The 13,413-nt window shown below is 39.1% G+C and carries 16 protein-coding genes; 4 read left to right on the forward strand and 12 right to left on the reverse strand.

Features of this window, described 5'->3' with window-relative positions:
- Positions 1–176 precede the first annotated feature (176 nt).
- Together FTU58_RS09300 and FTU58_RS09305 are read right to left on the reverse strand one after the other, a co-directional pair.
- A complete protein-coding gene (locus FTU58_RS09300) occupies positions 177–338 on the reverse strand; it encodes a hypothetical protein (protein WP_004973471.1) in 162 nt (53 codons plus the stop codon).
- 532 nt (positions 339–870) lie between these two features.
- Complete coding sequence (locus FTU58_RS09305) at positions 871–1,101, reverse strand: hypothetical protein (protein WP_026438431.1); 231 nt, start codon at positions 1,099–1,101, stop codon at positions 871–873.
- Positions 1,102–1,313: 212 nt separating this feature from the next.
- Between FTU58_RS09305 and FTU58_RS09310 the strand changes: the two genes are divergently transcribed.
- Positions 1,314–1,808, forward strand: coding sequence for a CinA family protein (locus FTU58_RS09310; protein ID WP_180062379.1), 495 nt, complete (start codon positions 1,314–1,316; stop codon positions 1,806–1,808).
- A gap of 35 nt (positions 1,809–1,843) precedes the next feature.
- Here the strand turns inward: FTU58_RS09310 and FTU58_RS09315 are convergent, their stop codons facing one another.
- The 4 genes from FTU58_RS09315 to prpB form a co-directional block, all read right to left on the reverse strand.
- Positions 1,844–2,092, reverse strand: a complete 249-nt coding sequence (locus FTU58_RS09315; RefSeq protein ID WP_257222355.1) for a type II toxin-antitoxin system RelE/ParE family toxin — start codon at positions 2,090–2,092, stop codon at positions 1,844–1,846.
- Between the two features lie 5 nt (positions 2,093–2,097).
- On the reverse strand, positions 2,098–2,319 hold the full coding sequence (locus tag FTU58_RS09320) for a hypothetical protein (protein WP_004973462.1): 222 nt from the start codon (positions 2,317–2,319) through the stop codon (positions 2,098–2,100).
- A gap of 298 nt (positions 2,320–2,617) precedes the next feature.
- Positions 2,618–3,754, reverse strand: coding sequence for a 2-methylcitrate synthase (gene prpC / locus FTU58_RS09325; RefSeq protein WP_167846031.1), 1,137 nt, complete (start codon positions 3,752–3,754; stop codon positions 2,618–2,620).
- A gap of 4 nt (positions 3,755–3,758) precedes the next feature.
- Positions 3,759–4,643, reverse strand: coding sequence for a methylisocitrate lyase (prpB, locus tag FTU58_RS09330; protein WP_004973459.1), 885 nt, complete (start codon positions 4,641–4,643; stop codon positions 3,759–3,761).
- Between the two features lie 337 nt (positions 4,644–4,980).
- On the opposite strand from prpB, the gene FTU58_RS09335 reads away from it, so the two are divergent.
- From FTU58_RS09335 to FTU58_RS09345, 3 genes are all read left to right on the forward strand, one after another.
- Positions 4,981–5,631: a TetR/AcrR family transcriptional regulator gene (locus FTU58_RS09335; protein ID WP_096901590.1), complete on the forward strand. Its 651-nt coding sequence runs from the start codon at positions 4,981–4,983 to the stop codon at positions 5,629–5,631.
- Between the two features lie 112 nt (positions 5,632–5,743).
- Complete coding sequence (argF, locus tag FTU58_RS09340; RefSeq protein ID WP_004973455.1) at positions 5,744–6,664, forward strand: ornithine carbamoyltransferase; 921 nt, start codon at positions 5,744–5,746, stop codon at positions 6,662–6,664.
- Between the two features lie 139 nt (positions 6,665–6,803).
- Complete coding sequence (locus FTU58_RS09345) at positions 6,804–7,301, forward strand: hypothetical protein (protein WP_167846032.1); 498 nt, start codon at positions 6,804–6,806, stop codon at positions 7,299–7,301.
- 75 nt (positions 7,302–7,376) lie between these two features.
- Here FTU58_RS09345 and FTU58_RS09350 read toward each other — a convergent pair whose 3' ends face one another.
- The 6 genes from FTU58_RS09350 to FTU58_RS09375 form a co-directional block, all read right to left on the reverse strand.
- The gene (locus FTU58_RS09350) at positions 7,377–7,730 is read right to left on the reverse strand and encodes a YnfA family protein (protein ID WP_004973443.1); all 354 of its coding nucleotides are present in this window, start codon (positions 7,728–7,730) and stop codon (positions 7,377–7,379) included.
- Positions 7,731–7,845: 115 nt separating this feature from the next.
- Entirely contained in the window at positions 7,846–10,122 is a 2,277-nt protein-coding gene (clpA, locus tag FTU58_RS09355) for an ATP-dependent Clp protease ATP-binding subunit ClpA (RefSeq protein WP_004973441.1), read from the reverse strand.
- Positions 10,123–10,131: 9 nt separating this feature from the next.
- Positions 10,132–10,548, reverse strand: coding sequence for an ATP-dependent Clp protease adapter ClpS (clpS, locus tag FTU58_RS09360; protein WP_004973438.1), 417 nt, complete (start codon positions 10,546–10,548; stop codon positions 10,132–10,134).
- A 19-nt stretch (positions 10,549–10,567) separates the two neighbouring features.
- Complete coding sequence (locus FTU58_RS09365) at positions 10,568–11,341, reverse strand: DUF6776 family protein (protein ID WP_096901621.1); 774 nt, start codon at positions 11,339–11,341, stop codon at positions 10,568–10,570.
- Positions 11,342–11,420: 79 nt separating this feature from the next.
- The gene (argC, locus tag FTU58_RS09370; protein WP_178867407.1) at positions 11,421–12,476 is read right to left on the reverse strand and encodes an N-acetyl-gamma-glutamyl-phosphate reductase; all 1,056 of its coding nucleotides are present in this window, start codon (positions 12,474–12,476) and stop codon (positions 11,421–11,423) included.
- 187 nt (positions 12,477–12,663) lie between these two features.
- Positions 12,664–13,344 (reverse strand): M48 family metallopeptidase, encoded by a 681-nt coding sequence (locus FTU58_RS09375; RefSeq protein ID WP_180062380.1) that lies wholly within the window; start codon positions 13,342–13,344, stop codon positions 12,664–12,666.
- Positions 13,345–13,413 lie beyond the last annotated feature (69 nt).

Here is a 13,413-nt window from a genome sequence, read left to right on the forward strand (position 1 = left end):
GTTCCTGCTTCAGCTTGCTTCAAGATACTCATGATCAAGCTGTCTGAATACTTAGATGTTTTCATAGAAAATCTCCTTAAATCAAGGTTATTCGATTTTCTACTTTTAAACTCAATTATTTTTAGGGGGGATTACCATTGGATCCGCATCGAAGTATACGATTTACACCTAGATCATTATTTCCGATCTAACTCTACTAGACCCTGTCTTGCTTCTGTAATGATCAGCTGAATTTCTTCATTTTGCTTTCTCTTTTGTTCAAAATACACATAAATGCCTAGAGAAAATCCCACAGCTAAAATGATCAGCGTCATCATGATAATTGCATTATGATTCATTATATTTAGCCCCTTTAAACTTCCTCACTATTGTGAGATGCAAGGACTATACACAGCAATAACAAAAATGCTCAATTGCAATAAAGAAAATACACTGTTTTTTTTAATTTTATCTAAGAAAAACACTTTATTATTTAACAATATAATAAAAACCAAAATGTAACACGCATTCAAAAAATACGTTAAAATTCAATTATATTTTGTTCTATCTGTCATGATTATATTTTTAAGATATTTTAATTAATTTTCTCTCTATCTCAATTATCAGTCTGTTAAAATAAAAATTGATCTAAAAAACATAAGCTTATTTAAGCCATTACAGCCCGTTTGAAAAATGCTAATCTACAAAAATACCAACACAAATATGTGACGTAGTTAGCATTTTTAATCAATTCTTCAATTTTTTCTTGTGATGTGAAATACAATTTTTTGCATCCAGTGACTAAAAAAACACCAACTTCGATACGCTCCACTGATGCTCAATCATTCTGCTGTTATATTGAAGCTCTGACTAATCTAGATTGAAATGACTTTAAATCACCAAAACTCTGACAATGATGGTTTGATGTTCTTCATTTTCCTCAATCAACTGTAAACGCTTTTGTTCTTTACTCACCACTTTAAAGCGCAAGTTTTGATATTCAATAATGCTTGGAATTTGGTCAAAATATTGTGCATCAGCATCAATTTCATCCTCAAATAATGATGTACCAAGTTGATAGTCCAAACTTTTTAAAACGATATATTTCACCGTTGTTTTCATCACAGCATCCTTTTTATTACTTTTTGCTTTACTTTTATTTGTATCACCGTTCATGCCACGATTAAACCTATAATTGTAAATTTTGCTGTATTTATAGGCAGTTAAATCGTGAACATTCTTATTTTAGCATTTCACTTTTTGATGTTTTTTCGCACAAGTCGACAAAATTCAGTACACTTGAGCAACTTATTCTATTCACTTGCAGATTTATCATGCTCAAACAATGCTGTGCCATACTTGAACAACGCCAACAGACTGTGGCTTTTATTGAAAGTGCCAGCTCAGGTTACTTATGTAGTCAGTTTTCTATTTATAAAAATAGCGGTGCCAATATTTTACTTGGTGGATTAGTCAGTTACGACCCAAGCATTAAACGTGAGATTTTGCATGTGAATAGTGACTTAATTGCCACCTATACCGCTGAATCCGCAGAAGTCACACAAGCCATGGCAGTTCAAGGCAAAAAACTATTTCAACATGCAGATTTTATTGTGGCATGCACAGGGTTACTGAAACCAGGCGGCAGTGCCACACCAGAAAAACCTGTAGGGACATTTTTTATCGCCATTCATTATCAGCAGCAAACTTTTCAGTACAAATATTTTTTAGATGGCAATCCATTACAACGACTAGAACAGCTCACTCTGTTAGTCGCTCAAGACCTGATTGATCTAATGCAAGATACAAACATTTGTACTGCACCCTGAAGTAAACCTATCTTTTTAAGTCTCTATAAAAATTCTCATGACTGCCCAATTTTAAAAGATAGTAGTGTCATGATTTCGTCATCACTCACAGAGTAAGCCAGTAGCACAAGCTGTTTGTCCATTTTAAATTTATAAACAAATACTCCTGCTAAATCCCCCACTTTAGCTTCTCCGATATCAGGATTATTCCAAACGGTTATTACGGCATTATCAACATCTTTTTTCTGCTGCTTGGTTAGTTTTTTCACTGTCCGTTCAAATAAGGGAGTTTGTTGTATATTCATTGAACTCAACCAAAGCTATATGGTGTTGTATTCCCTGCTTTGACATGCGCCATACTAAGCAACAAATCTGCTATATCTTGAAAAGTTAAATCGGGATTGTCTTGTGCGATTTTTCCAATTTTAGCCCAGTACTCAATTTGTTTAGTTGCACTTCTACTTTCAGCCATCCCGTAAATCTTTGCTGATTCAACAATATCGCTGTCGATTTTAACTGCTACATGTGACATTGCTTTTTCCTCATATTAATTATGGAATAAATTTTAGCCAATCATGCAACCATTTACAACCTTAAGAAACAAAATACAACAACCTTCTTTTATGATCAAATATTTAAAAATGCGCTATCGTACGCCCGATCTTTTTTAATTCTCTAACGCTTCAATAATTACTCATTGTATTTTTGACTACCCTCATCCAAACCTCAAAAAAAATAAGGTTCCATTGCTTAACAATGAAACCTTATCTTCAGCCTAAACTGCTGCATCACATGATGTTCATGCACGGTACAGCTTTTTAGACAACCAATTAAGCAGCCGAACGCTCTGCAATTGGTACAACTTTACGCAATTCTGGGCCTGTATAATCTGCACTTGGGCGGATAATACGGTTATCTGCACGCTGTTCCATCACGTGTGCTGCCCAACCTGTTACACGGCTCATCACAAAGATTGGTGTAAATAGTTTGGTCGCAATACCCATAAAGTGATACGCAGACGCATGGAAGAAGTCAGCATTACAGAATAATTTCTTCTCACGCCACATCACTTCTTCACAACGCACCGATACAGGATAAAGTACTGTATCACCTACATCTTGCGCTAAACGCTCAGACCAGATTTTGATGATGCCGTTACGTGGATCATTGTCTTTATAAATCGCATGACCAAAGCCCATGATCTTTTCTTTACGTTCCAACTTGCCTAGCATTTCACGTTCAGCTTCTTCTGGCGATGTCCAATTTTCAATCATTTCCATCGCTGCTTCATTCGCGCCACCGTGTAATGGGCCACGTAATGAACCAATCGCGCCTGTAATACATGAATGCATGTCAGACAAAGTTGATGCGCAAACACGTGCTGTAAATGTTGATGCGTTGAACTCATGCTCTGCATACAAAATTAATGACACATTCATGACTTGTTCATGCAATTCATTTGGTTTTTCACCACGTAATAAATGCAGGAATTGTGCGCCAATTGAATCATCATCCGTATTTTCTTCAATACGCACGCCATCGTGGCTATAACGATACCAGTAGCAAATAATAGATGGCAAAGTCGCCAAGATGCGGTCTGCTACATCTTGTTGCTGTTCAAATGACTGTTCGGTTTCTAAGTTACCTAGCATTGAAACACCTGTACGCATCACATCCATTGGGTGTGAATCTGCAGGAATACGCTCAAGCACTTCTTTGAGTGCTTGAGGCAATGCACGTAAAGATTTCAATTTTGCTTTATAGGCAGCCAATTGCTCTGAAGTCGGCAATTCACCAAAGAAAATCAAGTATGCAACTTCTTCAAACTGACAGTTTTCTGCCAAGTCTTGCACATCATAACCACGGTAAGTTAAGCCTGCGCCACTTTTACCAACAGTTGAGAGTGAGGTTTTACCTGCCACTTGTCCACGCAATCCTGCGCCTGTGAGTACTTTTCCTTCAGCCATTTTTTTAATTCTCCTGTTTGAACAGCTTGTCTAATGTATTTTCAAAAGTATGATAATCAAGGAATTCGTATAATTCTTTACGTTGTTGCATTTTGTCTAAGACATTCACTTGCGTGCCATCTTTACGAATGGATTGCATCACTTCAAGTGCTGCTTTTTGCATAGCACGAGTTGGTGAAAGTGGATACAACACCATGCGAATGCCCTGCTCAGCCAATTCTTCAGTGGTGTAATAAGGGGTATCACCAAACTCGGTAATGTTTGCCAATACAGGTACACCTACGGCATCACATACAGTTTTATACATGGTAATATCAGTCATAGCTTCTGCAAAAATTGCATCTGCACCCGCTTCCACACATGCGCAAGCACGGTCAATAACCGCCTGTAAACCTTCTTTTTGCAAGGCATCAGTACGTGCCATGACTACAAAGTTTGAATCGGTTTTCGCATCAACAGCCGCTTTAATACGATCAACCATTTCTTGCTGGGTTACAATTTCTTTGTTTGGACGATGTCCACAACGCTTTTGTGCAACCTGATCTTCAATATGAACTGCAGCAGCACCCGCAGCAATCATTTGTTTAATACTGCGGGCAATATTGAATGCACCGCCCCAACCTGTGTCAATATCCACCAATAATGGTGTATCAACACGCTCAGTAATACGACGTACATCTTCCAAGACGTTGTCTAAACTGGTCATGCCCAAGTCAGGTAAACCGTAAGAATAGTTGGCAACACCTGCACCAGATAAATAAATGGCTTTATAGCCCACTTGTTTTGCCATCATGGCAGCATAAGCATTTACCGTGCCGATAATTTGTAATGGCTTTTCGACTTCCAAGGCTTGTCTGAATCTTAAGCCCGCAGATGTTTGTTCTGTCATCTTCCTTTCCGCTTTTCTTACTATATTTTTCGAGATTCGAGTATATCGAGAATGTGAGATCACGCCATGGCTTTTTAGAATCTATACTCTAAAACTTTAGTCAAATAATTTTCAAATTTATTGCACAATAAATTTTCGTGATGTTGGTTATTCTTTATTTTTGATAAACACAGCTTTTTAGTACACTAAATGAGCAAAATTTAAACTATTTTCTAAAAATATGGCTTTTTCAGCTCAAATCATGCCATGTGCAAGTACACTTCGACACAGCACGCTGTACATATATTTGTTATAATGACAATCTCCCTTCTATTTAATTGATGATTTTTTACTCAATATGCACGAACTCGCCCATTTCGCTCCTTTAGGTAAAGATATACCACCAACCAAGCGTGGTCATGAGCGATGTGTAGCGTTATTAGTCAGTGCAACTGAGCTATTTTTAGAGCGTGGTTACGATGCCGTATCCTTAGATGATATTGTGCAACACGCAGGCGGTTCTAAAGCGTCGATCTATAAATACTTTGGCAATAAAGAAGGGTTATTCAAAGCTATTTGTGATTATCGCCGTGATAAATTTTTTCAGGATATTCACATTCCCTTTGAACAAATTGATTCAAATTTACGTGGTTATTTGATTCAAACCTTATTGAATTTTTATCATCATATTTTGGAACCAGAAAATGCAGCCTTTATGCGTCTGGTATTAGAGCAAAGTCAGCGCAATCCTGATATTGCCTTACACATACATGAGCGCGGCCCTTTGCATGTGCAACTTTGTATTGCCAAAGTATTGGAACATGCCAGTCAGCAAGGTTTAATTTGCTGTGAACAGCCTATTTATTCTGCACAACTGTATTTCGGTATTTTAAGAAATTTTGAATGGCGTATCATCATGGGTATTCCAAAACAAGAAACAGAACAAGAAACAACCAATTATGTAAGTTATTGTGTAGATCGCTTTCTAGACGCACATCAAAAAGCTTAGATTTTTTGCAATTTCTGCATCCTATAGTATATTAGCCGATTCCCTTTTTCACTTAACCAACCAACAACTAATTGTTGTTTTTTCTCATTCAGCAATTATTGTGGAGTAACGAATGGCTCTACGTCACTTTCTAACATTACGCGATTTATCGACTTTAGAACTGAATCAAATTTTGCAACGCGCCATTGAGCTTAAGCGTAAACAGCATAACAATGAAGTTTTCCAGCCTTTTCCTGGCAAAGTCATGGGTATGATTTTTGAAAAATCCAGCACCCGAACCCGTGTATCGTTTGAAGCTGGCATGAGTCAGTTTGGTGGTAGCGCAATCTTCTTATCATCACGTGACACGCAATTAGGTCGCGGTGAGCCAATTGAAGATTCTGCTCGCGTCATTTCAAGTATGCTTGATATTGTGATGATTCGTACCTTTGGTCACGACATTGTAGAACGCTTTGCTTCTTATTCTAAAGTTCCTGTGATCAATGCCTTAACTGACGATCATCACCCATGCCAACTCCTTGCAGACATGCAAACCTATGTTGAACACCGTGGTTCAATTGAAGGTAAAACTGTGGCGTGGATTGGTGATGGCAACAATATGTGTAACTCATATATTGAAGCAGCACACATGTGGGGCTTTAATTTAAAAATTGCTACACCAAAAGGTTATGAGCCAGAACAGCGTTTCCTGTCTGAATTTGCACACTGCGTAGAATTGGTCGATTCTGCTGAAGATGCAGCAGTGAATGCTGACCTAATTGTGACCGATGTATGGGCAAGCATGGGACAGGAAGAAGAACAAAAAATCCGTGAAAAAGCGTTTGCAGACTATCAAGTGAATGAACGCTTGATGGATTTAGCACATCCTGATTGTTTATTTATGCACTGCTTACCTGCGCACCGTGGTGAAGAAATTTCTGAAAATATGCTCGATCACAAAAATGCTGTAGTGTGGGATGAAGCAGAAAATCGCTTACATGCTCAAAAAGCATTGGTTGAGTTTTTATTGAATGAAAATCTTAAAAAAGACTAAGCTTTAAAACCCGTCTTAAATATTCGCAAAACTTTGATGAGTTTTGTTACAAACAGCACCAAAAGGTGCTGTTTTTTTATTTGGCTCGCTATAATCTTGAGTTATGGTCTATTTTTCTAAAATTTCTAAAAGAGCCTAGATGAACAATATGATTTATAAAACACTTGCTACAATTACGCTGTGCACCACTACACTGATCGCGAGTGCTTCACTCTATGCCAAAGCCAGTGAATTAGATCAATATTTAGTCCAACAAAAGATTTTAAGTGCAGATTATAAAATTCAAAATGTTGCTGCATTAAATGAAATTTTAGATGTCATTAGTGATGAAGATTCTCGTACTATGCCTTATCAGGTCGATCAAAATACAGTGATTGAACAAAGTACGGCGACAGACAAACAAATCAATATTCGTGGCATGATTATTTCACCTGACTTCAGGCAGTTTGTAGAAAGTACGGGTTATAACAATGTCAAAAATATGATTAAACAAAACTTAATTCATAATTGTGAATCTATTTTTGAGCATCAGTTCCAACGGGTAAATCCCTATGTATTGAACTTAAAACTCAGTGCAGAAAAAACCCAGTTTAATGTGCAATTGGCAAATAGCGAGTGCCAATTTAAAGCAGACTGAACTGTATTTAAAACTAAAACAACCTCAGCTTTAAGATTTAATGCCTAAGGTTTAATGCGTAAACCCAAATATAACCTAACGTATTAAACCTTGCGGTTGTAAAATAATGATCAATGCGCCTAAAACTACTATCATTCCACCGAACATATCCCAACGTGTTAAATTGACTTGATCTACATACTTTAACCAAATCAAGGCTGTACAAATATAAATACCACCATAAGCCGCATAAATTCGCCCCGATGCCGCAGGATGTAGAGTCAATAACCACACAAAAGCCGCTAAGGCTAAAATTGTTGGCAGCCATAACCACTGTGATTTCCCCTGATTTAAAATCAAATAAGGAAAATAACAGCCTAATATTTCCATAACTGCCGTAACAAAAAACAAGAACGTTGTGCTGGCAATTTTAGTGATCTGAAAATCCATAAATCCTGTGTGGTCTCTCTTTTAGCAGTAACGATTCAAGTTCACGCATCTGCGAATTCATAAAAAATAACCCATGTTCAACATGGGTTATTTTCAAAATTCAAATAAGGATTGATTAGGCTGGTTCAGCCGTTTGATCTTCAAAGACTTCAAGTTTCAAACCGACTGCCTTACCGTTCTCTTTCTTCACAGAAACAGCCACATTACCGCCCTGTTCTGCAAGTTCACCAAACAGAATCATTTCTGCCAATGGCTTTTTCAAGTGTTCCTGAATCAGACGTTGCATTGGACGTGCGCCCATTAAGCGATCATATCCATGCTCAGCCATCCATTCACGCGCATCTTGATCAACCTCAAGAATGACTTTTTTATCATCCAACTGCGCTTGTAATTCAGTCAAGAATTTATCCACTACATTTTCAATTACTGTAGTAGGTAAAGCTTTAAATTGAATGACCCCATCCAAACGGTTACGGAACTCAGGTGAGAAGGCTTTTTTCATCGCTTCTTGGTTGTCATTACTGTTGTCTTGATCCATGAAACCAATGCTCACGCGGGAAATACTTTCCGCACCAATATTAGTGGTCAGAACCAAAATCACATTACGGAAGTCTGATTTACGACCATTATTATCGGTCAATGAACCATGATCCATAATTTGCAGCAATAGGTTAAATACATCAGGATGCGCTTTTTCAATTTCATCCAACAACAACACACAATGCGGATTTTTATGAATCGCATCGGTGAGTAAGCCACCCTGATCAAAACCGACATAGCCTGGAGGTGCACCAATTAAACGTGAAACGGCATGGCGCTCCATGTACTCAGACATATCAAAGCGAACCAATTCCACACCCAACAGTTTTGCCAACTGCTTGGTAACTTCGGTTTTACCAACGCCTGTCGGGCCAGCAAATACAAAACTACCCACTGGTTTGTCTGGTGTTTTTAAACCAGCACGTGACAGTTTAATTGCTGATGCTAACGCTTCAATAGCTTCATCTTGACCAAAGACCACACGTTTTAAATCACGCTCAAGATGTTCAAGTACAGTCTTGTCATCTTTCGATACGGTTTTAGGTGGAATACGTGCAATTTTAGAGACGATATCTTCAATGTTTTCTACTGTGATTAAAGTATCATCTTGCTCAGCTCTTAAACGGCGCTGCGCACCTGCTTCATCAATCACATCAATGGCTTTGTCTGGCAAGAAACGGTCATTGATAAATTTGGCCGATAACTCTACCGCAGACACCAATGCTTTATCATCATATTTAACATGGTGAAATTCTTCAAATTTCGATTTTAAACCACGTAAAATATCAATCGTTTCTGAAATTGAAGGCTCATTCACATCAATTTTTTGGAAACGGCGTGAAAGTGCATGGTCTTTTTCAAATACCTGACGATATTCTTGGAATGTCGTCGAGCCAATGCAACGCAAAGTACCATTTGCCAACGCAGGTTTAATTAAATTTGATGCATCCATCGTGCTACCCATGCTTGAGCCTGCACCAATAATCATGTGGATTTCGTCAATAAATAAAATGGCATCAGGTTTCTTTTTCAAGGCATTTAACAGTTGTTTTAAACGCTTTTCAAAGTCACCACGGTATTTTGTACCCGCTACCAACGCACCGATATCCAAACTATATACTTCGGCATTTTCGAGTGGTTTTGGCGCTTTACCATTCACAATCAGCCACGCCAGACCTTCGGCAATAGAGGTTTTACCCACGCCTGGATCACCCACCAACAATGGGTTGTTCTTACGACGACGGCATAGAATTTGTGCAGCACGCTCAATTTCTTTTTCACGCCCAATTAACGGATCGGTTTTACCCTTTTGCGCTTCAGTATTCAAATTTAGCGTGTAAAGCTCTAACGGGCCAGCATTGGCAGAGCTTGAACTTTCGCTATCTAATTCTTCAACCTCTTCTTCCGCTTGCGTTTCGTCTTTACGTGTACCGTGCGATAAGTATTGCGTTAAGGTCAAACGGTTAATTTGATGACGCTTGAGTAGATACACGGCAAATGAATCACGTTCAGAGTACATTGCCACTAAAATATCTGCGCCTTCAACCGTACGGTCACCACCGCTAGATTGCACATGGAAAATACCACGCTGCAAAATGCGGTCAAAACTTTCGGTCGGGTGCGGCGCCTGATCGTTATTTTCAGCAAGTTTAGGGGTATGTTGTTCTACATATTCTTCGAGTTCTTTACGCAGCACAATAACATCTGCACCACACGCCTTGAGTGCATTGACTGCCGAATCATTGTCTAATAAAGCCAATAATAAATGTTCAACCGTTAGAAACTCGTGTCTCTTTTGACGAGCCATGCTAACAGCCAAACGTAGTGATACTTCTAATTGACGACTGAGCATGTAACCCCCTTAATCTTTAGGCTCAATCTGACAAAGTAATGGATGACCTTGTGATCGAGCGTAATTATTGACTTGGTTCGCTTTCGTTTCCGCAATATCCCGCGGATAGACCCCTGCGACACCTTTTCCTTCATAGTGTACAGTTAGCATTACTTGAGTCGCTTGGTCAAGATTCATTGCAAAGTATTGTTGTAAAATTTCAATTACAAAGTCCATTGGGGTGTAATCATCGTTCATTAAAACGACAACATATAAAGGTGGGCGTTTTAATTGTGGCGGCGCAGTTTGTACCGCAATATCACCATCATCTTCATGTCCTGCATCATCCACACTTAAACGCGGGGTTAAATGCCAATCGACATAGCCAGATTGATGAAAAGTGGTTTTAATTTCATTTAAACAGATGGATCTTTTTTGGGTTCGCATAAGTTTTACATATCACACATTATTGAGCGCTAGCTTCTGCTTGTGGAATTTCAGAAATAAAGGCAGAATCTGCCTCCACGGCTTTGCCTTTGCTCCAACTGAAGCGTTTAATCACAGGAGTTGCGCCATTTAAACGGACTTCAATAAAGTCTGGATTAAAGCCTTTAGGCATGCTCCAGCGCCCTGTTAAACGCTCATAATTATCAAAATTAAAATTGCTGTCTTCCATCGGAACAACCAGCACTTCTGTGCCTTGAATTAAACGCAGTTCTACCGTACCACTTGCACGTCGCTTGTTTGGACTCACTTGTACCAAATCGACCTGATATTCATAAGCATTGTCTGGTAATGGTTTCACCCCAAGATTTTGCACGGTCAGGCTTAAACCACCACGTTGACGCAAAACTTCACGATAAATCGCACTCATGCCTTCAGTACGTTGCTTATCTTCAGTTGCTTGAGTGAAAGCTTGATACAAATCATTGGAGTTACTGACCGCAACATCGCGTTCTTGAACCGCAGCATTTAAGCTCTTATTCAGACTTTCCAAACGCGTTTTTTGTTCTTGCACCACTTCAACCAGTTGTTCTGCATCGGCATCGTAACCAACCACAGTTAAGCCCTGACGATGCCCGACTGAATAGCCCAAAAAGCCACTACCTAAAATTAAAATGGCAGCACCAATTGCCAAAGGCGCATTGCTTTCAAGAAATGGCTTTTTTTCTGGCGGTGTAGATGAGGGTGTCATGCTTGAATTCGACTGTGACGTGGTTTCTGTATCGGTGTTATGCATCGTCATCTCTTGTTTTGATTCATTCAAAACACACATTTAAATCGAAATCTAAATGTGTGTGAAGTTGAAAAACGTGTTCTTATGGTAATAAACCAATCACCTCAAGTCCTGCATGTTCTGCAAAACCAAACATGAGGTTCATATTTTGTACTGCTTGCCCTGCTGCACCTTTCACCAAGTTATCTTGTGCCACCAAAAGTACTAATTTTTTCGGTTGTGGCTTATACAATGCGATACGCAACTGGTTAGCGCCACGTACTGAGCGTGTTTCTGGTGAACTGTTGGCTGGCATGACATCTACAAACTGTTCATTGGCATAAAACTGCTCATACAGGCTTTGTAAATCTGCTGCATCACCTGCATCAGTTAAATCTACATAAATGGTGCTGAGCATACCGCGAATCATAGGTACTAAATGCGGTACAAACACAATGTGATTAAACACATCTTTTTGACCCGAAATATTTTCCAATGCTTCTACAATTTCTGGATGATGACGATGCCCCGCAACGCCATAAGCCTTAAAGTTGTCTGCATTTTCAGAATAAATCATGCCCAAACTGGCTTTACGGCCTGCACCAGACACACCTGATTTTGCGTCAATAATAATGCTTTCAGGTTTCACTAAAGCTTCAGCTTGTTTAAATAATGGTGCTAAACCAAGTTGCACTGTGGTTGGATAACAACCTGGGTTACCAATCACCTGTGCGTGTTTAATTTGCTCACGGTTGAGTTCAGACAAGCCATAAACTGAATCTTTTAAAATGTCTGGGCAAGCATGTTGCATGCCATACCATTTTTCAAACTGTGCTAAATCTTGCAAACGGAAGTCTGCTGCTAAATCGACCACTTTGGTGTTGGCTGCAACAAGCTCCGCAGCATGTTGCATTGCAACGCCGTGCGGTGTAGCAAAGAACACCACATCACACTGTTTTAATTCTTCGATGTTTAAATCGGAGTAGCACAGGTCTGTGTGTCCACGCAGGCTTGGGAACATATCATCTACACGGCGACCCGCTTCTGTACGTGAAGTCAGTACATTTACTTTCACATTTGGGTGTCGTAGCAAAAGACGCAATAATTCAACGCCTGTATAACCTGTACCACCGACAATACCAACTGAAATCACGTGCATTACCTCAATTCAAAAGCATGTTTAAGCTAACGCTATAGTATGACAGGAAGTTTTGGTTTTCTGAACTGTTTTACTAGGGTTTTGGGGCTTTTCTTTATTCTGTTGATTTTATAAAAGATGATTTGGATTGTAGTCAATACGTGCAACACCTTTGCATTGTAGTCTTATCATGTGGGTGTTGGCTTTATTATTGATACCACCACCAAGGCAAAGACGTTGTTTTTAACTGCTTGCGATGCTGCAAATAGTGCGCATCATGCCGTTGTACTTCAACCCAAAATGCAGGACTATGATCAAAATGTCGTGTATGCGCCAACTCATGCACAGCAACATATCGCACAATTTGTTCAGGAAACAACACCAAGGCGCTATTGAGCATAATATGCTGTTGCGTACTGCAACTGCCCCAACGGGTTTTCGGTTGACGAATTGCGCACTGTTTAAATGGCAAAGCAATTTCATGACTGACTGTTTGCAAATATATCGGCAACATTTGTTTGGCATAAGCAATAACAAAGGCTTTTAAATATGCCGCAGGTTGGCGGTCACTAACCCATAGGCAATGCTGTTTTAAATCTAAAATAAAACTGTGTTTTTGTGTTTGATAATGAATATTTAAAGGCTCAGGCAAATTAAAAAGTGATAACTGATTTGGCAATTCACGCCGAACAAGTCCTTGCTGCGCCTGCTGTTTATGCCAAGTTTCAATCATCCACTGTTCAGATTGCTGCAAAAAATCCTGAATTTGTCGCTGAGTACAATATTTCGGTACAGTTAAGCGAATTTGATGCGGCTCGACACGCAAACGTAAACGTGTTGCTTTTGCATGTGGTGTGATTTGAATTTCAGGTAAGTCGGATAATGTCATTGTTGTTCTTTTATTAAATCCTCCCCGACCCCTCCTTTAATAAAGGAGGAAGAAAAGTCCCCCATTAAA

Source organism: Acinetobacter sp. YH12120 (assembly GCF_013418795.1).
In the GTDB taxonomy this organism is placed as follows: domain Bacteria; phylum Pseudomonadota; class Gammaproteobacteria; order Pseudomonadales; family Moraxellaceae; genus Acinetobacter; species Acinetobacter towneri.